The organism is Microbulbifer maximicatervae (SeqCode), from assembly GCF_052467615.1.
The window spans coordinates 2,676,586-2,699,436 of sequence record NZ_CP174319.1; the positions used below are offsets into that span (position 1 = coordinate 2,676,586).

Below are 22,851 nucleotides of genomic sequence, written 5' to 3' on the forward strand. Positions count from 1 at the left end.
CTAATCAACTAATCAAAAAGTGGGGTATTTCCAATAATTGTTTTTGCTGATTCATGCTCAGAGCAAAGAGAACCAAATAACTTCCTTCTCTCAAATCTTGTCGTTTGAGGCACCGTCCGGTGCACCTTTCCTGCCGCCATCGTATCGCTATTCCAATGCCAATCTTCAAATCCAACCCCTCTTTTGGGGTCGACAGAAGAGTATCTATATTGTTTTGCCAGTGCTGTATTAGTGACCATACAAGCATTCCATGGATTGATGGTAAACAGTAAAGTCTTATCTATTTTGTCGTTAAGCTGATCCGGCTGTCGCCACCAGTGTTTTTCGCCACCAAACGTGACTATAATCTCAGGGTGGCAAATATATCTTGAATCCGAAGAAGCCAAAATGACTGATTCATAAATCCAATTTGAGGAAAAATAATCATCTCCATCAAAAGTACCGACAAAGTCACTTTTAGCTAATGAGATAAGTTCATTTCGGCAGGTACCTAAATCTCCAACACTTAGGTCGACAACAATATCGTCATCTCTGAGGAAAGGGGAATCTTTTACTGTTGAAGAAGTAGTCGCATCGGCATTATCCAGTGAGCATAATATCCGGCATCTAATACCTTTCGATTCCGCATATTGTCGACAAACATCTATTGATCTTAGCGTTCTGTGGGCTAACAATCCCTCTCTATGGAACGTTACAATTGCAGAAAAGCTTAAGCTCTTCTCTGAATTACTTCTCATTACAAATCAACCCTGCTTACCAAAACTAAACACAAGACTTTTTCCTCAAGGGCACCTCTAGCACTTCTCCCCTAAAAAACCTAAAACCGCATTTACACCTTTGTAAAACTCATAAAATCTGATATCCGTGAAAAACATTTTTCATTCAGCCGATAAAGTGTGACTGACGGTTATTGACGAAGCCTGAATCATTAGCTTTCAACATATAATGCAGCAGTTCAGTCTTCACAATCTCCGAGTCCTGGTAAGCAGGATCATTTTTTAGCCCGCCCAACCCAGTTTGGACCTACAAGTATCATAAAAGTTATGATCGATAGGGTGTATTAATGTGAGTCTATGTGGTTTTTTATGAACCCGAATAACGTCACCGGGCTCAGTAACCACTTGGTCATGGCCATCACAAGTAATATATGGTCTTGTATTACTTTGCTTCCCGACAACTAATTTAAATTCGCTGCTTCCTTCAACTACTATCGGGCGGCTGCTCAGAGTGTGAGGATTCAGCGGAACCAATACAATCGCATCTAACTTGGGGTGCATAATTGGGCCGCCGCCGGATAAAGCATAAGCTGTAGACCCAGTAGGTGTTGAAACAATTAACCCATCAGATCGCTGGGTATAAACAAACTGTCCATCTATATACAAGTCAAATTCGATCATTCGAATAAACTCACCAGGATGTAGCACAACATCATTAAGCGCAGACCCTTTCCCAACAGGCCTACCATTACGGGTAACAGACATGTCTAGTAAAAATCGGCTCTCTGCCATATATTTACCAGCCAATACTTCGCCGACCTTATCTTCCACCTGATCGGGAGTAATATCGGTAAGAAACCCTAAACGCCCCCGGTTTATTCCTAACAACGGGACGCTATAGCGCGCTAACGCCCTAGCAGCTCCAAGAAGACTGCCATCGCCCCCAACAACAATAACAAGGTCGCATAGCTCACCTAGTCGATTCCTCTCGGAAACACGTGCGTTGTGGCCGCAAACCGATGTGGCAGTGTCCTCTTCCAAAACAATGCTATACCCCTCATTTTCGAGGTAGGCCATCAGGCGCTTAAGAGAAATGACCGCACTCTCACTCTCAGTTCGCCCTATTAGCCCGATATTTTGAAACTCTGACACAACACCTCCGTGACTCGCGCCATTGTACACACGACAACAATTTCGACGCCCAAGTCAATCATACTTTGAGGCGAGCCGCCGAACTAAACCGACCATTATGCCGAAGACAAGCGGATGAGTCGAACGCACCCACTGAATTTAGATATCCCGGCCCAAGCTTAAAGGGACTCAAATAGATCAAAAGTACCCGCGACGCCCCTGCCCTCCCCCAGAATGGACCACTAAAACCTTGCTGCCAGCAGCTATATTCCCGCTGCTGGCGCTCTTGGACAGCGCATAAAATAACTTGCCAGTGTAGACAGGATCTAACGGTATACCTACTTGAGCATCAAAATCATCGAGAAAGCTGCTCAGGTAACTTGGAAACTTTCCATATCCCCCACAATGAAACGAACTTAGTAAGTTACAGCAAGAATCACCCAGGAAACCGCGATAGACGGCACCTTGAGTATCTACACGCTCGATACTCTGCTCAACTTCACCTTTCAACTCCCTCAGCCATTGAGAGACGCCAGCTTCGATACTGCCACCAGCTTTAAGTACCTCAACTCCAACTACCGGAAATTCCCGCAGACCTGCGACTAACCCAGCGAAGGTAGCCCCCGTCCCGCTCGCAACCCATACTTGGTCAAATCTTACCGGTGAAGTCTCCTTTATCACCCTACCCAGCAGTCTCGCCCCTCTAACACCAGGTAGCCCAGCACCTCCTTCCGGCACAAACAACATGGATTCTTCATCTATGCCAATCTCACAAAGAAATTCTGCTTCTCCTCTTCGGCGATATTGAGCTCGTGTTACGAAAACCAACTTCATTCCCAGGCGCTGAGCATCCTGTAGTGTCGCGCTAAGACTGGACGGTCTCTCCCCCCTGATGACACCTAGCGTCGAAAAACCGAAGCGAGCCCCTGCTGCAGCCGTTGCATGAATATGATTAGACCAAGCACCTCCGCAGGTCACGACTGTCTTTATCCCCCTCTCTCTCGCTTCAAGTAAACTAAAAAGCAACTTATATGCTTTATTTCCGGAAAGCATGGGGTCAAGCCGGTCATCCCTACGAACCCAAAGTTCAATCCCGGGAAACAAATGACTATAAACCCTTTCGTAAGGAACTCTTCGAGCCGCCTCCGTAAAGGTTTTCAGATCCAAGCGCTCAAGAAAATCCATAAATACCCATCAGTAAACCAGTTAAAAGGTTATTTAAGCCAATTTGCCAGATTACAAACACCTCATCATGCAACAGCCTGCTCCCCCCACTTTCAACACAATAGTGACACTGAACCCAAGAAGAAGAGAAAGAAAAGAACAAGAACTTAGTGGAAAGCAAAAGCAAGAAGGGTAAATAGCAGCAATAGCCAGACACAAAAAAGCCCTCACATGTGAGGGCTTTTTTGTGTCTGGCGGACCGGACGGGACTCGAACCCGCGACCTCCGGCGTGACAGGCCGGCATTCTAACCAACTGAACTACCGGTCCTCGGTAGTAAACTTCCTCTCTGGAAGTTGGTGGGTGGTACAGGGGTCGAACCTGTGACCTACGGCTTGTAAGGCCGTCGCTCTCCCAACTGAGCTAACCACCCGGTGCTCTTTGCTATAGGGGCCGTGCCCCCTTGAGCGAGGCGCATATTACCCGACTGTAGATTCCTGTCAACAATTTTCACGCCAAATAATCACGTCCGATTAATTTCCATCCGATTCGTCTGGTAAAGAGACAGGAACCCCCCTCATTTCAGCCTCTTCAGTACTTGCTCCCTGCAAGACCTTACCCTGCCGATAGTCTGGGTCTAGCAGATGCCCAGCTATCTTCACAGGTATCCCCCTCGGTATCAGCTGCTCTTTTGGGCGGGCCAAGTCTTGCTCGTTGTAATTACACACACCGGTAGGAAATATTCTCTTTAGATCTGCCACACGACTGGAAATTTCCTCAGTGAATGGACCGTAGATCCCCTTCGCCAACGCCCGCTCAACCGGCTGTAGAGCGCACTTAAAGACATCATCGGTCACCGGTGCCCCCGCCACCTGCCTTGACGTACTATGAATCGGGTATACCCTCATACACTTCCCGGGAGCTTGGCTATTCCATGGGCCATCCCAAACCTTATCTCCAGACGCAAGTAAATTTCCTTCCTTGTCGAAGCATCGGTCATTGGCATCATCCGGGCGGTTTTCCACGACACCTTTACCTGGGTTTTCTATGATGCCCTGCATCCACCGGTCGACTAAATCCAGCGCCTCATGCAATGGGTTGTAGCCTTTGTCACTCATCCAAATCAGTTGGTTCTCCGCATGTCCACGGGCACGCCGAATACGCTCGCGTGCAGAAAAAGAGGCAGAGCTGTGGTGCATATCAGGCTCTTTATCGAGGTAGTGCCGCAAATCAATAATAGGAATCTCTACATCCCCCAGGAAAACGTGCCCGGAACGATATATTCCATTAATAGCCTCCAGACTTGCGCGGCTGCGCTTCGCCGGCTTTTGGAGTGTTCCCATATTGAGGTTTTGCTCGCTCCAAAGGGACAAGCGAACCGGAAACATATTCCCATTCATGAACCACAGCTGCTCTTGACTCTGGTCTTCTGGCGCTTTCCAGCCACCTACAGCAGCATTGACACGTAAAAATGTATCTATATTGATTTCGCCGTTCACCAGGGCTTTCAGGCCGTACTGCACCCCCTCATTGTCCCAAGAACTATTTGCGTACCCTGATGCGTTTGCACCATAAAACTGGCGAAGATCCTCCCAGTGCGTCCAATGCACTTTTGGGACAACCTCAGCAGCGAAACTCTTAGCAAAGTGAACAAAGTTAGGGTTATTAACCAACGGTACTAAGCCTCGCCACCCTTCGACGCATTCAGTGGTTCCCTGCATCCTATCTCGGTAGCGACTATCAAAAATCCCAGCAAAAAAGCTCAACACTCCAAATTTACTTGAACCATTCTCACTGGCAGCTAACCCCTGGATAACCGTGCGCTCCTCTGCTTTTTTCCAGCGTTGATTCTGCCTATCCACAATGTCAAAGAAGTACTCCAGTGGCTCACAGTCGAAGGCATAGATTGTTTGGGACACCATATCTGGGTAGGAATACAAGGGGATAGCGGCATCTAAGAGGCCCGGAGCATTCTGCGCAAATAGATACTGCTGGATCGCTCCACCTGACCCCCCAATGCCAACGGTGTACATTGGATCCCCGTATAACGATACAAATTGCTTTTTCACCCTACGAGCAGTGTCTTCTGCCAGCCACATGTTGTAATGGTTTCTAGTCTGATTGGCGGTCGAATAGACAATCGCATAACCGCGCGCAAGCTCATCCATTCGCCGTGTGGTGATATCTCCTTTGTTGATTTTTCCCTGGCGCCCTCCAATGCCTACACCACCACGAAACTGATAGATCAGCCGCTTATTCCAGTTACTACCACTTGGCCTACCTGCAGACTCACCCTCTCCCCTTAATACTGCTATTGCATAAAAGTGACGGTTGATCGTGCCTGTCTCTACACGAACAATAAAATCTACCTGCTTCCCGTTTACCGTCACCTTATCGATATCATTTCTGGCCTCATGCATATAGTGAAACTGGCCATCAGTGGTACTACGGTAAAAATAGGTAACCTCTGTAGCGTGACTGCAATCCCGGCTATACCCAATAACCTCTTTTGTCTTCCTGCCCTTATCATTTAGGGCAAAGATAGGCACCCCTTCACCATCCTGGTTGTCTACCAGGGGCTGCTTATTTGTAATATTGTTTTTCCCGCAATAAAGAGGGTACCTGGCTGGTCCACTGAATAGAGTCTCTACAGGCCCTACCTCTCCCAAGCCAATAGGAAATGGGAAATATTCAGGCGGGCGGGACATCATTCGGGGGTGAGGGCCGGAATAAGCTGGCGCAGGTTGATAGTCCAACACCCCTTCAGGAACCTTCAACACCGGAGCATCTACGCTCCCGTGGACTTTTGGCAGCTGGTTATACCCATACCAAGCTGCTGCCCCCAGGCCCACTAGCACCAAGAGCAAAATAGAGAGTATCCAGCCTCTCCTAACGGACATAAGCGCCTCCACAGGAAACATCACTTTCTGTACAGCTTGAGTATATGAACGGATGTCCCAGGCTACTGGCAGTTGGCGCCGAGGAAGACTTAAAGAGAGGCAGGACTTGTAGAGCGGTGCGCAGAAGCGCAAATATCTTTAGGACAAAAACAAAAAAAGGGGATCTAGTGATCCCCCTTTCGAAAGCAGTACCGCCTAGTCTTTAGCGATAATGCCTTTCTCTTGGAGAGTGGAGAGAATCACTTCTACTTCCTCTTCAAGAGTCATTTCAGCAGTATTCAGGTGCAATTCTGGTGAAACAGGTGCCTCATAGGGATCATCTATACCAGTAAAACCTTTGATCTCACCTGCGCGAGCTTTCTTATACAAGCCTTTGGGGTCGCGTGCCTCAGCCTCTTTCAGTGGGCAGTCTACGAAGACTTCCATATACGGAAGATCTCCTGCTTCATGCATCTTTCTTACTAAATCACGATCTTCACGGTACGGACTGATAAAACTGGATAAAACAACCACGCCAGTATCCGCAAACAACTTGGAAATTTCGCCTACACGTCGGATATTTTCCTGGCGGTCCTCAGCTGAGAAGCCAAGGTTAGAATTGATGCCCAAGCGGATGTTATCGCCATCCAGACGGTAACTGAGCACGCCACGAGCAGCCAGAGCCTTCTCTACGGCAACAGCCACAGTGCTCTTACCAGAGCCCGAAAGGCCGGTGAACCAGAGAGTCACGCCTTTGTGGCCGAGGATACTCGCCCGGTTTTCGCGGGTCACATCACCCTCATGCCAATGGACATTGGTCGCTTTTTGCTCAACTGTAGCTGTCACTGATTACTCCAAGTCTTGAATACAATCCTAGTGTCACAGGTATCAAGCATTTCATTGCACTCTGTGCCAATGCCTGCCTGTGATATGGGCGCTAATTATCGAGTATTTGGGCGGTAAGCGTAAAGCCCTCTGTTATAACGTGTCTATTCAACTCAAAGTCTTGAGTGCATAAGCAACAAAGTGGCATTGTTCTAATAGTGGGGCCGAATGGGCAAAATAACCCTATAGACAGGACTTTTTTGCTTGGAATCTACTCCAGTGGTACTACTGCAGGCAGCATCATTTAAACCATTCTGCCACTACCATCCCTTCGTTACGCGAAGGCTGAGTGGGACATCAGATTGTTACACTAATCCATCTATAACTAGGTACTTCTATAAGCTATTGAGCGAAATAAAGAATCGAGCAAGAAGTATCACTAGTCACAAACGCTCGCAGCCAATACCCATCTATATATTTTGTAAATCTATAAATTCTCACCGGAGATGCAAGCTCCTTCCGTCAGCTCCTTTTACTCGCTCCAATGAACAATATGCCGTTGAATTATCATCAGCTGAGGAGCCAAAAACAGGTAGGAAAATTTGGCAAGGAGGCTCCCATGCAATGCTACCCTCCTTAATCTCAAGCAAAGAAACTTAGGAGCATCACTACCCTTTTGGACTAGCTAGGCAAACTAAAGTAGACCATTCAAATCCATAGACAATTGATTATTACAGTTAACACAAAAAACTATTATTCCGTACAACCCGAATACAATAAAATTATATGAGATTAGAATTAAACTTGTCACCTGCCGATAAAAAGCATCATTTAATTTCAAGTCATCGACACCCTCAACTTTTTCACACGAAGCGAATACCCCCCGACAACTGCGCAGGTTTTCTCATTCATCATATTTGCGGCCGACTACCGAGTGACGCGCATTAATCTAGTTAAAAATACAAGTTCCATGGTAATCTGTGGGCCTGAATCGAGAAAAAACAGCCCTATATTTCTTAGGGTCTATAGCCAGTAAAGGAGGATGCTCAACGATGAGTAAAGGGGTTTTAAATAGATTTAAAATTCGCAAAGGAAAAATTTTTGAAGCCCCGCTAGAAGAGGCATTTGGTCGCCTGGTTACTCCTTTTGAGGAATTTATTCATCGCCAAAGCAGCAGTGGTATATTGCTAATGCTCTCTGCGCTTATCGCTTTGATTGTTGCTAACTCTCCTCTGCAAGAGGCTTACAAGCATCTACTTCATATGCCTATTGCGGTAGGTGCAGGAGACTGGACATTTTCCCTTTCCCTACATCACTGGATCAATGACGGCCTAATGGCCATCTTTTTCTTTCTAGTCGGCTTGGAATTAAAACGAGAGTTTCTTGTGGGAGAACTCTCAGATCTCCGTCAGGCAGTACTACCTGTGATGGCCGCTATCGGCGGTATGGTGGTGCCAGCCCTACTATACAGCTCCCTTAATTTAGGTAACGAAGCCGGTCCAGGCTGGGGTATCCCGATGGCAACAGACATTGCCTTTGCGGTAGGCTGTATTGCACTACTAGGCAACCGTGTACCACGAGCAGTAGTGACCTTTTTGGTCGCACTGGCGATCGTAGATGACTTAGGGGCAATTCTCGTTATTGCCATCTGGTACACAGAGCAAGTAAACATGACAGCGCTCATCGCATCAGGTGGCCTGGTTGTAGTGCTCGGGCTGCTCAATGCTGCGGGTATTCGCCGATCCGCGGCCTATGTCTTTGTTGGAGGTCTATTGTGGTACGGACTTCACTCAGCCGGTGTCCACGCTACTCTCGCTGGTGTCATTACCGCTATGGCATTACCTGCCAAGCCAAAATACGATCCTGTAGCATTTAGCACCTTCGTAAAAGATATCATTCGCAGCTTTGACCGCTGCTTCCGCCCAGGTGACAAGATTATCGCTAACGATGATTTACGAGCTCGCGTAATGGGCTTGGGTAATGGCGTGAACTTAGCCCAATCTCCGCTACAACGCATGGAGACTCGCCTGCACATTCCGGTCGGGTTTGTAGTGATACCTATCTTTGCACTGGCTAACGCGGGAATTCCGGTCGACAGCTTCAGTAGCTCCGAAGCGATACTCAACCCGGTCACTCTCGGGGTAATCTTTGGCTTGGTGGTCGGTAAGTTGCTTGGGATTGTAGGGGCCACTTGGGTAGGTTGGAAGCTAGGTTGGGGCCAATTACCCAAAGCGGCGAATTTCCAACATATTGTCGGTGTAGCATTGCTCGCAGGTATTGGGTTCACCATGTCAATTTTTATTGCCGAACTAGCATTTAGCTCACAAAATGAGCTGCTTATTCAGGCGAAAGCCGGCATTCTATTAGCATCAGTTATCGCTGGGACAGCTGGCTTTTTGGTACTGCGTAACGCTCCTGTCTCAGAAAAAAATGAAGTCAAGGGCGAGGAGCCAGATTACCCAGCCCAAGCTACTTCCAACTAAACAGTAACAATCAAAGTAGGCCGGGCAAACTCCGGTTGCCCGGCCTCCAAAAGCATCATTACGAATAATGAACGAATAGAAGGCAAAATTGAGTCGACTATGTCCCTATAACTTAGATTCGAACCAAAGTTACATCACAATGTGCATAGTTCACTATGCTATTAGCGGTAGAACCAATCAGGGAGCTCAAACCTTTCTTGGAGTGAGTTCCCAGAACTATCAGATCCACCTTCCTTTTTTCAGCTTCCTTACAGATAACCTCATAAGGCTTTCCCACTTTAAGGGCACGATTTCTCTTGCTAACCCCAAAGTCTTCCGTAATCTCCTCAAACTTCGGAATTGCACTCTCTTTCAGCTCTTTTTGATAATCCTTGGGCAGGAAGCTATAAGGCAGTACATTTAAAACTACTAGCTTGCTATCAAATTTCTTAGATAATTCTACCGCTTTAGACAACACATACCTCCCTTCTTGAGACGCTTCTATAGCGCAAAGGATAGTATTGTACATATTCCCCCTCCAGTATATTTGACTAATAACAACTGAACTTATAGAGCACCGATTCCACCACAGCTTAAATGAAAAGAGTTCGAAGCACAAAGAGGGAAAATTAAAAAATCAACCTAATACCACCTGTTATCTATTCAACCCGAACGGACTAAAGCCTCGATTACGGCACAACTCTCAAACAGCCATAGGAGGCCAGAAGTTATCATTTTCTTGACTAAACCTCCTGTAAGTTCTAAAAAATTAAAGACCGAGAAGATATAAGCAACAAACGGATAGGACACATCTGCGTCGCAAGCAAAAATTTATTACTATACGATAGACATCTTTATCCACGCAGATGATATCAATAGAAGAACTTTCAACTTCAGAAAAATGTATACCTAATAACATCTCATTTACAGCCCTAGCTCTCTTCTATTTTGGCACAAGTCTATCTCACAAAAAATCCATTAGCAGAAGACATCAATTGCAGGGCTTTCTGTTATTTTTAAACTGCCAACTCATCGCTTTCAACAAGTCTCGCCCCTAGAGCTGATTGTATAACTTGAGGCAACTATGACATTACATTCCCAGCCCTGCACCCAAAACAAAGCTCTATTTCAGAAGCCAATTGTTTCTCCAGCAGGATTTGCATTATAAAGCGCGGTGTCACTCAAAGGCCGAAAGAAACCTGATATGAAAGCCTCATGTTTAGCGGCTATAACTCTTTGTAAGCTGCCTCCGACCTAATTAGACATACTAGAAAGTAAAAGGGTTCTTTTAATCTGCAGAATGGAAGTAGCAAAGATTCGACAAGGTAATTACAAATATCCCTATGGACTAGAAGACACTCCCAATCCCCTCTTAACTGTTTATGCGCGCAGTAATATTAGCTTACTTAAGTAGCTTGGCATTGCAATAATTGGATCCACAGATACGACAAAAATGGAATGAAATAGACCAAAAAATAGCCAGCCATATTGCTGCTAGAAACAGTGTTGTCGCCAGTGGGCTAACTCTAGGAATTGACACAGAAGCCCGTAGGGAACCCTAGCTCCTAAAGATGGAACAATTACAGTCTCTCCTACGGATTGCATATAGCAAACCCAATGCCGAATTATCGACTAGCAATGAAAGTATCAAAAAGTGGGGGCCTGTGGGTACCACAGCACACCACTCGACAGCACTTTTTTGTAAGCCAGAATAGATTGCAGCTAGGCCTATCCCAACCCTCTCTAATTGTTGAATCTGAAGCTTCGGGAGGCTCAATGAAGTATGTAGATTTTTGCCTCCAGGCTAAACAAAAACTCTTTGTATACTACTTTTGCCCATAAAGATCGATATCGCCGTCTCCTAGAACCTTAAAAAGCCAATAAAGCACTGACTTTTTAAGGTTAAAATTATCAAGTTAACACTAACTTCATTATTCTTTTACAAGAAAATTTTTGTACTCGGTAATTCCGACCCACATCTAGCAAAATTACCGCTCTCCAGCACTCTCAAGTAGTTGATAAACTCGCCCAGGGAAATCACCAATAATCCCATCTACACCAAGGGATATACTGCGCTCAATGTCATCTATATCGTTAACTGTCCAGAGATCGACGGCCACGCCTTTACTCTGAAAAAAGCGAACATAGGGCTTAGTGGTAATACTGTATGGCAGTTGGGCAACTTCAAAATCCGGCTTGAAAGCCCATCCAAAGCCCGAACTCCAGGCCAGACTGGCCTCTATAAGTTCACCGACTGTTGCGCTTGTTCTAATCTCTCCCCCACTGATATCACGAAAGTGTCCCATGGCTTTACTGTGCTGGCTGGCCACAGTAACTTGCTGCTCCATTCTATAATCAACAATTACTTGCCATAGTATTTCTGAGAGGACTCTATCATTTGGTTTAATTTCAATATTAAATATGGCATTGGGGTAGCGCTCAAATAGCTCATTTAATGTTAAGAGGGCGAGTCCTTGGTTTCGAAATGGGTAACTATCACCATTATCTAGGGTAAACTCATATCCAGCATCCAATGCTTTTATTTCTCCCAAAGTCAAATCTTCTATTTTATCCGAGACACCTGTATTTTTTTTAAGGTCTGCATCGTGATTGATAATAATAAACTGATCTTTTGACAAATGTATATCCAACTCTAAAATATCTGCCCCCTGCTCCAATGCCATATCAAAAGCCAGGGTGGTACTTTGAGGGTACTCACCAGATGCTCCTCTGTGAGCAAGGATTTCAATAGCCAAAACCTTATTGTAAGTCATCATAGATAAAACCAGACAAGTAACGATCTTGAGCACGTTGTTCATTTAGAAGTTTCCTATGTTTTAAGAGAAGAGCTATTACTCAGACACAAACAAAAGCCAATCCAAAATAGATACTACAGAGAAATAGTATTAGGTATACTATTTCTCTCACATACAAAGCACGAATTGACTCATTCAACCTATTTAAACTATTTAAACCATATAAGAGATACAAAAGTAACTCTTACAGCCTTCAAGGCTTTTTTTGTTCACGTATATCCAACCAAAGAATCAACCATTAAAGCACTTAAACCTGATTGATAACCCACTCTAAATGTACCCATCTATTTTACGCAATATCATACATTTAAATATTAAGTACTAATGCACAAATCTAGAAAATATCGCCACCAAAATCATTAACTAAACAAAGCCTCCATTATCAATTAAGGACATATCGATCAGGTTTCTGGGCTGGAAATTCTACCCTTTAAGCTAAAACAAAACATTTAGATCAAGCCAGGGAAGTTAAGAGCGGTAGAGAGAGAGAAAATCCTCCCCCTCATCTATACAGGCAAGTAAAAATAAAAATATATCGAACAATATAAAATGTAGTACAATTTAGACCTATTATTCTTACGAAAATATGATGCAAATTACGACACAAGTTCTCCTCAAAATGCAAAAGCAAATACTGGTTAAGCTTCTGTACATAAACAAAAGGGTTAAATTAGAGTGCATGGTTAGTATGCAGGCTTTATTACTTCTGGCCAGGCAATTAGCCAACTGCGCTTCGGCGCATTCAGTCGCCAATAACTACCCAAGGCTACCGACTCGGAGCCCAGATTTATAAATTTGGAGAATTCCATGGAAAGATACGCATTGTTTACTGGTACTTACAACCTGCTTATGGGTGGAATAAAGGACTTTAAGCGGTCATTTCACAACGAAGATGACGCCTACAAAGAGATAGAACAGATTGCCAAAACTGACCCATTTACTCACTGGGCTCAGATATTCGACAAGGGAACTGATAAAGCGAGAATTTTTAATATTATCGATGAAAATGTGATTGAGAGTAAGATCAATGACTGCCCGAAGCAATCTACAAAGTCAATGGTGAAGGCAGTAACTGAGCTTTGCTAAATAATAGTCATCCAGTTTGTGAGCCCTATTAAAAAATGCTCACAAACCCTCATCAGCTGGGCGTTATGAGCCGGGCAGCGGTACCTAGAATCAATAATCACTGAATTACTATAACGCTCTCTGAATCGAATCAAGCGACTGAGAGTTTCATCTTTGAAGTAGTTTTTGTCTCAGCAGCGACTAGACAACTCCGTTTCCGTGAAAAAATCATTGTCAAATATTTAAACACCAGAAAAAAACCCGCATAGCGCGGGTTTTTTTCTGTAATATGTATCGCTACAAAGCGACTTCGCTAAGATAGCTTAACTGATTTGGATAATTAGCGTATCTAAAACCTTAAATCAAAAAGAAGAGTACGATTAGAGTTCGTACGCTTCTCTCAGTATATCTTCAAGATATATATGATGAATTTCAAATTCCATGCCTTGCGCATCTTTAACTTTAATGCTTATGACTGTTTCATCACCATCAGGACCAGGCATTGTTGAAACTTCTAGCTTATATGCTTCATAAAACTTTGATTCATCACCGAATGGTGCGTGAAAATGGTAAACTTCTTTCCCTTCCCCAAACCAAAGCAACTCGACAATAAATGCCATATCACCATTGGCTGAATTTGGATCAAGAGTTGGATTATCTCTTAAAGACAATTCAACCTGGTTGCCATCAACAGTAAAAGTTTTGACATCAACAATCTTACTTGGAGTCGTATCAACCAACTGCCCATGAGCGGTAAATAGTCGTTGGTCAAAATTCAGTGAACGCTCTGCCCCAATAAAATTTTCAGCCTCTGAGACATAACCCTCAATGTTGATCATTGTATTATTTGAACTTTCTAGGTCTAGACCATCTACTACAACATCAAGCTGACGATACACCCAGGCGCCATCGACGGTCGCTTCATGTCTCCAGCCTCCGTCATCCACCTGGAAATTGCTTACTGACAGACTGGGCGCATTAGGAAAGTTAATTTCTAACGAAGTAAGTACAGCAGGTGACCATTGATCTTCTTGATCGACAGTCAAAATTACAGAGTTCGCGCCTTCTAAATTTAAACCTGGGTACTGTATTTCACCACCAATTGAGTCTAGGTTTTGAAGTTCGTATTGGAATGTTTTAGCTTGCGCGCCGAAGGCTAACAAGGCGACAGAAACAGCTACGGTTTTGACGGCATTTCTAATAAACATAATAACTCACTAAAAAATATATTGAATTAACTAACGGAAGAGAAAGTAAAGCTTATAACACACCTTAAACTAAGTAAATTATACCGCGCTCAATTTAACATCCCTTTCCGGGACGATATTACCATGTAGAGAGCTTCACGATTTCACGAATAGATTTTTTCTTTCTCACCGAATTTAACCTAAATGACACACATAAAAATCCAGTACCTGATCACATTTTGCAAAAGTGTCATTCAAAAAAAATATAGAGCGCGGTTAGAGCCGGTGGTCGCTATCTCGAAGAATGGAAGTACGAAGCCTTTTGGCTGTGACTTGGTCAACGCGGTCACATCATGCATCAAATTAGCTACCTGTATGCGGCCCGGCAGCAAGATGTATTAACCCTTGCACTAGCAGATATGAAAGAAAATGGTCTATTAATTATTTATAGCAAGACCGGAAGAGCATAGACAAAAATTTAGAGCCAGTATCAAGGGTAGCTGTAGACCACGCATTTACGAGCAATGTTAGCGCACAAATTCAAAATTCGCAGCCGCACCGGGCGTCTCTTCACCCACATGAGCTTTAATACCACCAGGCTAACAGAACAGCGAAGCGTGCTTGAAGTGGGAGTTATTAAAGGTGGTTTCAGTTCCACTGATTTGAAAGTTAAAGCCGCCAGTAATATTGACGGTGATGAGCAAAAACTTACTGGACAGAAAACCCATTCTGTTGCAGAGATATGATCGAACAGCAGATAAAGTTGCCAACCCAGATCGGAAGTACCCAAGGAAAAAATAATTTAATTTTCCTTTTCTCCCTCCCTACTCTGAATTTTGTAGCGGCTGTCCTTTTATTTTCAGGCTCAGTTCTTGTCGACTCCTACTCCTTCATCCTAGCATCTATAGATACCTCCCTTTTTCGAAGCTTAACCTGCGCCACTACCAGTAGTTGACTTGCAGAATTGGAAGAAAGAGTCACAGGTTAAAATTTGATTGATGATGGCAAAGCAACAGATACTGAGAGGCCTTTACTATCCTCAATTTTAGCCTCCACTTCAATGCTAAGCCTATTAATCGACCCAGAGGAAAACTCTATAAATTTATTTTAGCTACATTGAGAAACAGAGAAAAAACTACCAATATACCCAAAAATAATAGAAATCCACAGAGCTATTTTTGCAACAGGAACTCCTCCAATTGTAGCGTCAACGCTTTGTATCATAGCCACATGCGGCCTCTTGTAATAAAAATGCTAAAGCAGATTGCTAACAACCTCCCTCAACCCCACCCTATCTATTACTTTTCTTGGGCATTCAGACTCAAGCCAGCCCAGTAACAACTCCCCCAGCCCCTCTAAAAGACAAGGTTGACTTTAATTCCACCCTTGAGGTTCTGTAAGATCTCTATCGCCTCATCAACTTCCCCCTCTTGTGAGAAGTTTTTTGCCAAAAAAAGGAGAAAATTAATTCATATCGCCAACCTCAATTTTCAGATCTATGATTCCTTCTTCTTTATCATTCCCCCTCAAAGCCCCCCCGTACCAATTGATGGAATCAAAACCTCAACATAAACTAAGGCCAAAATTACCATACCGGAATCAGAAACGAAAAAACCCCGCACGAGACGGGGCTTTAAGTCCATGATAAACAAGGAAGAATCTGGGGTGGCCGACGGGGATCGAACCCGCGACCTCAGGAGCCACAATCAGCCAGAAGACTTATTAATTATCATGCAGTTATAGCAAACTGTGTGCAAACAATGGGGCGGCTCATCCGCTCTACAAAGCCCATAATTACTCAACTAATCAATTTTTGGCACACGCGAAAACTGTATATTTGAACAGAAGTCAAACTGCAATCGCCGGTAACCGATTCCACTGAATTGCAAAATCAAGAAAGTAATACACCTGCCTCACCATCTACTTATTACTGCCCCTACTAGCAAGGTAGCTGGACCAACTCTATGACTGACTTGCCCACGATCTACTTACAAATGGAAACCACCCTTTTCCAGTCTGGCGCCCTTAATTAAATTAAAAATACCACACCGACACATTAGCCGCGCCCTTCAAAATCAGCTCAAGCTCTTCTCTTGATAGCACGGGCCTATATCCGACATTGGTAAACTGCGTTCCAGACTTATGTTTTGCTAGATAACTGCCCGCCCAGAGAGAACAAAACTATATTGCGCTCACAGAAGTCAAGGGGCGATCAAATTGAAGACGCTACAGCACCTTCTGCATTGAGTTGCCATTAAAATATGGCATGAAACGACCGGAGAATTGGTGATTAATTGGGGATTGAGGCTGAGATCTGCACCGTGTATCCGCCAACTCACAAAGGAATTATCAGTCAGGGCTCATGTAAGTCTGCGCTTCAGATCCAGCTTAGAAGTTAGCTGCTACTTCTGGATAATGTAAGCCCTGGTAGTCAGTGAGGCTGGTTAAGCCAACCTCACCGCCCTATTGCTAGGGAATAGGATTTAGCGCGGGGTCAGGACCTACTTTGATATCAGTCTCTACTTGCATAACAACTTTCCTTATACGTTTGATAAATCAGTAGTGAGGCGAGCTAAGCTCAGCCTCACTGCCCTATTGCTAGGGAATAGGAGATATAGCAGCTTCAGGACCTGCTTTGATATCAGTCTCTACTTGCATAACAACTTTCCTTATATGTTTGAGGAATCAGTAGTGAGGCGAGCTAAGCCAACCTCACTGCCCAATTACTAGGGAATAGGGTTTATTGCAGATTCAGGGCCTGCTGTGATATCAGTCTCTACTTGCATAACAACTTTCCTTATATGCTTGAGAAATCAGTAATGAGGCGAGCTAAGCGAACCTAACTGCCCTATTACATGGGAACAGGGTTTATTGCAGCTTCAGGACCTGCTTTGATATCAGTCTCTACTTGCATAACAACTTTCCTTATATGCTTGAGGAATCAGTAATGAGGCGAGCTAAGCGAACCTAACTGCCCTATTACTAGGGAACAGGGTTTATTGCAGAATCAGGGCCTGCTTTGATATCAGTCTCTACTTGCATAACAACTTTCCTTATATGCTTGAGAAATCAGTAATGAGGCGAGCTAAGCGAACCTCACTGCCCTATTACTAGGGAATAGGGTTTATTGCAGATTCAGGACCTGCTTTGATATCAGTCTCTATTTGCATAACAACTTTCCTTATATGCTTGAGAAATCAGTAATGAGGCGAGCTAAGCGAACCTCACTGCCCTATTACTAGGGAACAGGGTTTATTGCAACATCAGGACCTGCTTTGATATCAGTCTCTACTTGCATAATAACTTTCCTTATATGTTTGAGAAATCAGTAGTGAGGCGAGCTAAGCGAACCTAACTGCCCTATTACTAGGGAACAGGGTTTATTGCAGAATCAGGACCTGCTTTGATGTCAGTCTCTACTTGCATAACAACTTTCCTTATATGCTTGAGAAATCAGTAGTGAGGCGAACTAAGCCAGCCTCAGCGATCTATTGTTAGGGAATAGGATTGATCGAAGTGTCAGGGCCTGCTGTGATATCAGTCTCTACTTGCATGATAAATCTCCTTACTTCTGTTTCTTCGCCTTTGACGATACCCAAGATGAAAAAAGATGACAATACCCAACACAATTTTTTTTGATGGAGCACACACAAGAAGAAAGTCTCGAGAATTCCTACTTCCTTAAAATTAGACCTTTTACTCTTTACCTATTCTTTATCTTTACTTATTACCCTTGACTTATTAGGTAGCACAAAATAATTCCACGCATTGACAGATTCTAGCAAGTGAATATAAGCTACTCAGACTAATTGGTAGATGGACAACTACTTACAGAACCCTGAAATTAATCACAATTTAAAATCTTCTAGGTTCATTGATTTTATGTAGGCGTATAACAATGGGCGATCGCCTGCGGGAACAGGCGAGGATAAGGATTGCACAGCAGTCAAAATGTCCGTGTTATGTCATATCAAATTTCAGAAATAGAAACGGTGTACAAAGAAAACTGCGGTCGACAGAATTAACTTGTCAAGTGATTTAACACCCACCATCCTCTCCATCTCCGCCACCAAAACCACCACTGCCAAAGTCACCATCAAAGCTAGAGCCATGAGTTACTTTGAGCTTCACAATAATCCAGATCACACTGGAAATCAGGAAGCCTGTACATAAAAGAGGGGCAAAAATAGAGTTAAGCGAGCTTTCGGACGCAAGATCAATCATATCCCAAGATCCAACTAAGCCGACAAAATTAATGATAAATGATTTCATTTACCCTCCTTATGCCATTTAAAGTCCCAATAACCTTCAGCTGTAACACAGCGAACCTAAGTGTAAGCTGCCCGGCACCACTAAAGGCGAAAAGTTTATTGGCTTGCTATGCGCCATTACACTTCTCTCTCAACAAGGCCAGTGAAATACCACCCAATCCAATGATCCTCTCACCTTCAAAAGTTGTCGAAAACCTCATAGTTGCAGGATTTCCTTACATAAAAACAATCGCTCTTTCTTGCATAAAGTTTTTTGAGCGGTTGTAAGTCGGGGCCTCTTCGTACACCTCTCCTACGTTATAGTAGAGCTCAATCCCATCTTCTTTTTTGAGAATTTCTTCAACTACGCTTCTGTAACTTCCATTGTCACCCTCTTCAAACTTCACGATTATGATAGCTGTAGCCAATTCAATTTGATCATCGACAGGCAAATTATGAAAATTGGGGGTATTTTCATAATGCTGAAGCTGACTCAAATTCTCAGTCTCCTCAAGTTTGGAAGTAAAACTTTGATCAATTAACAGCGGAAAGACATAAAACATCCATATCGTATAAACACATAGAGCCGAAATCGAAAACCCCGCACCCAAGGTGACTCCGGACAAAAATTTATTTAGCACTTAACTCTCCTATGAGGCAAAATACCCGAAACGGCTATGCATTTTACAGCGTTGACTGTCTTTGATTGTGAGGTGCAACCTCGCAGATTTGTTCATATATACTTCCACGGCCTCTTTTCTTAAAATCAGACTCCATTTTAGATATAGCGGATTCATATTCGCCTGGCGCGTTTATATGATTGAGCATATTCAAAATCCATAGAGCTTCCTGTTTTATGATCGCAGCAGCATCTCTATATAGAGATTCACCTACCTCACCTGAATTTTCTTCCACAAATTCCATCATCTGGTCAAACATTTCAAGTGATTGCTTGTACTGGCTGTTGCCAGTACCAAGATATTCTCGGCAAATATCCCACTTTTCGTTTGAAGCACAGTATTCATAGACATAAGGAAACAGTTTCTCAGCAAGCTCCCTATCTGAGCCATAAACAGCAAGGAACTGATCATATACCTCTTCTTTGCACTCTAGGTACTCGCAAATTCTAGAATACTCATGGAAAGCCTCTCTAGACTTCGTGCTAGAAAAGTCTGACAAAGTTACTTTCTTTAATTGGAGCAATGCATCAGCAGCTTCTGGAAATTCCCTCCCTAAATCTGCCCACTCACCTAGGCAATAGGACAGCCTAACTCCATAATAAGCCTCATCTACATCCAATGCATTGTGATAAAACCATTGATAATTTTCCAAAGCCGCCGGGTAATCTTCATCCTGATAGGCCTTTCTGGCTTTGCTCAATACTTCGCCCGGATCTCTATTCACTCATGACCCTCCTTGACCACCTAACGCTGCCAGCAATAGCAGCCGCCCAGCTTGGGCTGTGCGGCCTTGCTTAGCCTGGTTATGCTTATTTTGGGACATATAGATACTTCAAATAACGCTCTTAATAAAGGATTCAATACTCAGGTTTGACTGAAACAGCTCGAATCAAACTTCAAAATTTTTAATAAGCTCATCACCGTCCTGCTTCATTTTCTGGTACCGCGCGGCGACACTAAAACTGCACCCTTTAATTGCTTCCTAACTTGCCCTATCTCACTACTAACCAGGGTACTGTACCCCGCAGCCCGAAAATCTGCATCCTTTATTCTCTAAAATCTGTTTCAAATCAATGGGTTGCAAGCCTTACAAATAGGATAAAGTAAGCACTTGGGGATACAATGGCAAAGAACAAAAAAAGAGCAAAGAGGTCGGCACCAGATTAAATCCACCCTTAGCTAGTTTGTTCTGGTACGGATAGGCACCAAAAAGGGTACATTGAATATTGCGCCAACTTTCGAAGTTTGATAATTTCAAATTCCGCAATGCATTTAAAAAGGAAATACAAAATGCTATTTGATACTAATATTATTGCCGGACCCGAAGCCGTAATTGATCCTTGCCCAACTGGTGAGGAGTACATAGGCGGCGGCATGTGCGCACCGATTAAGGATAAGCCGAAGGGCGACGAATAGTCCGCTCAAGCTTAACTGTCGTAGGCAAGTAGCCCGCTTTTAATGCGATTCGCTGCTTGCCTGCCCTGGAGTGGCAATTCTGAAACGCCGCATCCATTACCCACCGCCCACTACTGGGGAAAATAGGCCTTTAGTCGCCCCCCCCACCATACCGGTAGGATTCGCTCAAACTTCTGTCTTTGATTGCTACTTATGGTTGCCGGAGTATTTTGCGCGGCCTTCTAGAGCAGCTGGGACACAAGAGCGCCCCAGCATGTTTAAAACTTAGTCAGCACTCTTTGAAAAATGCATACTATTTTTCACTCGATTCCCAGTGCTTGGATCAGCCACATACCAAGTTAGCTCGTAATCTCCAGCTTCAAACCAAGCTGGTATGTTCAGATAATTTCTAGTGTAATCCTTGGGCTCAGAATAATTTAACACCACATCCCGTGACTTATGGATGGGATATTTATCCCCATTGGGGAATTTGAGCACACTCCACTGTTCGAATGTGACCAATGACCTCTCAGAATCTAAATTGCGAATACTCGCATCATAATTGACTCTCCCCCCATAGGAGGGCACTGAAAACTCAGCGGGCTCATCAAGCTCAACCGCCACCTGAATGTCAGAAATATCCCCCTCTACAACCAGCTCAAAGTTCCAAAAGTCTATATAACCATCGGACACAGTGTATGTAAATTCACCCTCTCCATCGAGAAAGCTATTTGCTAAGACACCATTTTCATCACTGCAAAGATTGATATTTTTTTGCAACTGTGAAACAGGGTTAGGGTTTTCAGGTGTTGGAAATTCTATGGTCCTATACAACCACCACTTTTGCGGAACAAAAGCGAGAAAAGGATTTTCAGATTCATTTTTCGGAGAATAAGATACTGAGTTAGCAGTTCCATTATCAACTTCAGCATTGATACAAATTTTATCAATGGTATCAAATTGATATCCGACATTTACATTTAGCTTATACTCAACCCCATCTTCCATTCTAAAGGGGAACAGCTCACCCAGGTCTACTTTTGTACTGATCGTATCTGCATAAACTAATGTTGATACGCAGGTTAACGCGATGGCACTGATAGATTTTTTTAACACAGATCTATGCAAAGGTTGATTTATAGTCAGCTTTTTCAAAATAATAATTCACTTAATATGTTATGAAGTATAACGATTCTTTCGAATAGAGTAGCTAAAACACAAGAGCGCCTCAGCTCGCTAGCAGCTTAAAACTTAGTCAGCACTCTTTGTGAAATGCAGACTATCTTTCACTCGACTACCGGTACTTGGATCAGTTACATACCAAATTAGCTCGTAATCTCCAGCTTCGAACCAAGCAGGTACGTTTAGATAATTTCTAGTGTAATCTTTCGACTCAGAATAATTTAATACCACATCCCTTGATTTATGAATGGGATAATAATCCCCATTGGGGAATTTGAGTACACTCCACTGTTCGAATGTGACCAGTGATTTCTCAGAATCTAAATTACGAATACTCGCATCATAATTAACTCTCCCCCCATAGGAAGGCACTGAAAACTCGACAGGCTCATCAAGCTCAATCGCCAGCTGAATATCCGAAACATCACCCTCAACAACTACCTCAATATCCCAGAATTCTACGAAACCACCAGACACACGGAGTTTAAGCTCACTCTCTCCATCAAGAAAGTTATTTGCCAAAATACTACTTTCATTTTCACAAAAAACGACATCTTCTATCTGAGGAGGAGGGTTGGGATTTTCTGGAGTTGAAACGGAAACTGAATAACCGATAAGGCTCATATGCATTATACCCCTAATGATATTGCCAGGTTCTACTGCTTCAGCTATCACTCCATAACCTACCGAGGAGGCATCTGCATCTTTAATTTCGGTATTGATACAAATTTTGTCAATGCTATCGAACTGAAAACCAAGATCCAAATCTACTTCGTAGTCAACCCCATCTTCCATTATAAATGGGTACGGTTCGCCCAGGTCTATTTTTGTGCTTATCGTTTCCGCCTGAACTAATGTCGATGCGCAGATTAAAGCTGCACTAGCGATAGCATTTTTTAATACAGCTCTGCACTGAGGGTATTTATTTGTCAATTCTTTCAAAACTACATTCCATTACTTACATTGTGAAATACAACAACACTTTGAACAGTTTTTTAGAGCCGAACCCCGATAAAGCAAGACCAGTTCCTTGACAATCAAGCATTTATTCGAAGTCTTGGCAAATTCCAATTTGGAAAAATAACTTTATCAGTTTACTA

General features: G+C 43.5%; 18 protein-coding genes and 2 tRNA genes. 5 read left to right on the plus strand and 15 right to left on the minus strand.

From position 1 onward, the window contains the following. Positions 1–8: 8 nt before the first annotated feature. The 7 genes from ACJJIM_RS11880 to cysC form a co-directional block, all read right to left on the minus strand. Entirely contained in the window at positions 9–737 is a 729-nt protein-coding gene (locus tag ACJJIM_RS11880; RefSeq protein WP_413662462.1) for a glycosyltransferase, read from the minus strand. 261 nt (positions 738–998) lie between these two features. Then, complete coding sequence (locus ACJJIM_RS11885) at positions 999–1,868, minus strand: NAD(+) kinase (RefSeq protein WP_413662463.1); 870 nt, start codon at positions 1,866–1,868, stop codon at positions 999–1,001. 177 nt (positions 1,869–2,045) lie between these two features. Further along, positions 2,046–3,032, minus strand: coding sequence for a 1-aminocyclopropane-1-carboxylate deaminase/D-cysteine desulfhydrase (locus ACJJIM_RS11890; protein ID WP_413662464.1), 987 nt, complete (start codon positions 3,030–3,032; stop codon positions 2,046–2,048). 231 nt (positions 3,033–3,263) lie between these two features. Beyond that, positions 3,264–3,340: transfer RNA gene (locus ACJJIM_RS11895), tRNA-Asp, on the minus strand. 27 nt (positions 3,341–3,367) lie between these two features. Beyond that, positions 3,368–3,443, minus strand: a tRNA-Val gene (locus ACJJIM_RS11900). 100 nt (positions 3,444–3,543) lie between these two features. Next, the gene (locus ACJJIM_RS11905; RefSeq protein WP_444911039.1) at positions 3,544–5,910 is read right to left on the minus strand and encodes a DUF6351 family protein; all 2,367 of its coding nucleotides are present in this window, start codon (positions 5,908–5,910) and stop codon (positions 3,544–3,546) included. Between the two features lie 195 nt (positions 5,911–6,105). Beyond that, on the minus strand, positions 6,106–6,735 hold the full coding sequence (cysC, locus tag ACJJIM_RS11910) for an adenylyl-sulfate kinase (RefSeq protein WP_282932285.1): 630 nt from the start codon (positions 6,733–6,735) through the stop codon (positions 6,106–6,108). Between the two features lie 1,031 nt (positions 6,736–7,766). Between cysC and nhaA the strand changes: the two genes are divergently transcribed. Further along, positions 7,767–9,197 carry a Na+/H+ antiporter NhaA gene (gene nhaA / locus ACJJIM_RS11915; protein ID WP_413662466.1) on the plus strand — a complete coding sequence of 477 codons (1,431 nt, stop codon included), beginning with the start codon at positions 7,767–7,769 and terminating at the stop codon, positions 9,195–9,197. A 112-nt stretch (positions 9,198–9,309) separates the two neighbouring features. Here the strand turns inward: nhaA and ACJJIM_RS11920 are convergent, their stop codons facing one another. Continuing rightward, positions 9,310–9,705, minus strand: coding sequence for a universal stress protein (locus ACJJIM_RS11920; protein ID WP_413662467.1), 396 nt, complete (start codon positions 9,703–9,705; stop codon positions 9,310–9,312). Between the two features lie 1,070 nt (positions 9,706–10,775). Here ACJJIM_RS11920 and ACJJIM_RS11925 point away from each other — a divergent pair. Next, positions 10,776–11,018, plus strand: coding sequence for a DNA-processing protein DprA (locus ACJJIM_RS11925; protein ID WP_444911040.1), 243 nt, complete (start codon positions 10,776–10,778; stop codon positions 11,016–11,018). Positions 11,019–11,164: 146 nt separating this feature from the next. Here the strand turns inward: ACJJIM_RS11925 and ACJJIM_RS11930 are convergent, their stop codons facing one another. Continuing rightward, a complete protein-coding gene (locus ACJJIM_RS11930; protein ID WP_444911041.1) occupies positions 11,165–11,995 on the minus strand; it encodes a glycerophosphodiester phosphodiesterase in 831 nt (276 codons plus the stop codon). A gap of 804 nt (positions 11,996–12,799) precedes the next feature. Between ACJJIM_RS11930 and ACJJIM_RS11935 the strand changes: the two genes are divergently transcribed. After that, a complete protein-coding gene (locus ACJJIM_RS11935; protein WP_413662469.1) occupies positions 12,800–13,078 on the plus strand; it encodes a hypothetical protein in 279 nt (92 codons plus the stop codon). Between the two features lie 359 nt (positions 13,079–13,437). Here the strand turns inward: ACJJIM_RS11935 and ACJJIM_RS11940 are convergent, their stop codons facing one another. Further along, positions 13,438–14,265, minus strand: a complete 828-nt coding sequence (locus ACJJIM_RS11940; protein WP_413662470.1) for a hypothetical protein — start codon at positions 14,263–14,265, stop codon at positions 13,438–13,440. A 503-nt stretch (positions 14,266–14,768) separates the two neighbouring features. Here ACJJIM_RS11940 and ACJJIM_RS11945 point away from each other — a divergent pair. Further along, the gene (locus tag ACJJIM_RS11945; RefSeq protein ID WP_444911042.1) at positions 14,769–14,990 is read left to right on the plus strand and encodes a hypothetical protein; all 222 of its coding nucleotides are present in this window, start codon (positions 14,769–14,771) and stop codon (positions 14,988–14,990) included. A gap of 3,292 nt (positions 14,991–18,282) precedes the next feature. Here the strand turns inward: ACJJIM_RS11945 and ACJJIM_RS11950 are convergent. From ACJJIM_RS11950 to ACJJIM_RS11960, 3 genes are all read right to left on the minus strand, one after another. Beyond that, positions 18,283–18,516, minus strand: coding sequence for a hypothetical protein (locus tag ACJJIM_RS11950; protein WP_413662472.1), 234 nt, complete (start codon positions 18,514–18,516; stop codon positions 18,283–18,285). 214 nt (positions 18,517–18,730) lie between these two features. After that, positions 18,731–19,135 (minus strand): hypothetical protein, encoded by a 405-nt coding sequence (locus ACJJIM_RS11955; RefSeq protein ID WP_413662473.1) that lies wholly within the window; start codon positions 19,133–19,135, stop codon positions 18,731–18,733. Positions 19,136–19,178: 43 nt separating this feature from the next. Next, positions 19,179–19,898, minus strand: coding sequence for a hypothetical protein (locus ACJJIM_RS11960; protein WP_413662474.1), 720 nt, complete (start codon positions 19,896–19,898; stop codon positions 19,179–19,181). Between the two features lie 566 nt (positions 19,899–20,464). Here ACJJIM_RS11960 and ACJJIM_RS11965 point away from each other — a divergent pair. After that, positions 20,465–20,590, plus strand: coding sequence for a hypothetical protein (locus ACJJIM_RS11965; protein WP_413662475.1), 126 nt, complete (start codon positions 20,465–20,467; stop codon positions 20,588–20,590). 264 nt (positions 20,591–20,854) lie between these two features. Here ACJJIM_RS11965 and ACJJIM_RS11970 read toward each other — a convergent pair whose 3' ends face one another. Together ACJJIM_RS11970 and ACJJIM_RS11975 are read right to left on the minus strand one after the other, a co-directional pair. Then, entirely contained in the window at positions 20,855–21,724 is an 870-nt protein-coding gene (locus ACJJIM_RS11970; protein WP_444911043.1) for an RbmA family biofilm matrix protein, read from the minus strand. A gap of 96 nt (positions 21,725–21,820) precedes the next feature. After that, entirely contained in the window at positions 21,821–22,693 is an 873-nt protein-coding gene (locus ACJJIM_RS11975) for a hypothetical protein (protein ID WP_413662477.1), read from the minus strand. Between the last annotated feature and the right edge of the window lie 158 nt (positions 22,694–22,851).

Excerpts from the sequence above, each read along its gene's own strand:
- ACJJIM_RS11880 (WP_413662462.1), bottom strand. The coding sequence starts at position 737 with ATGAGAAGTAATTCAGAGAAGAGCTTAAGCTTTTCTGCAATTGTAACG.
- ACJJIM_RS11890 (WP_413662464.1), bottom strand. The coding sequence starts at position 3,032 with ATGGATTTTCTTGAGCGCTTGGATCTGAAAACCTTTACGGAGGCGGCT.
- ACJJIM_RS11905 (WP_444911039.1), bottom strand. The coding sequence starts at position 5,910 with ATGTCCGTTAGGAGAGGCTGGATACTCTCTATTTTGCTCTTGGTGCTA.
- nhaA (WP_413662466.1), top strand. The coding sequence starts at position 7,767 with ATGAGTAAAGGGGTTTTAAATAGATTTAAAATTCGCAAAGGAAAAATT.
- ACJJIM_RS11920 (WP_413662467.1), bottom strand. The coding sequence starts at position 9,705 with ATGTACAATACTATCCTTTGCGCTATAGAAGCGTCTCAAGAAGGGAGG.
- ACJJIM_RS11930 (WP_444911041.1), bottom strand. The coding sequence starts at position 11,995 with ATGAACAACGTGCTCAAGATCGTTACTTGTCTGGTTTTATCTATGATG.
- ACJJIM_RS11935 (WP_413662469.1), top strand. The coding sequence starts at position 12,800 with ATGGAAAGATACGCATTGTTTACTGGTACTTACAACCTGCTTATGGGT.
- ACJJIM_RS11940 (WP_413662470.1), bottom strand. The coding sequence starts at position 14,265 with ATGTTTATTAGAAATGCCGTCAAAACCGTAGCTGTTTCTGTCGCCTTG.
- ACJJIM_RS11945 (WP_444911042.1), top strand. The coding sequence starts at position 14,769 with ATGTTAGCGCACAAATTCAAAATTCGCAGCCGCACCGGGCGTCTCTTC.
- ACJJIM_RS11950 (WP_413662472.1), bottom strand. The coding sequence starts at position 18,516 with ATGAAATCATTTATCATTAATTTTGTCGGCTTAGTTGGATCTTGGGAT.
- ACJJIM_RS11965 (WP_413662475.1), top strand. The coding sequence starts at position 20,465 with ATGCTATTTGATACTAATATTATTGCCGGACCCGAAGCCGTAATTGAT.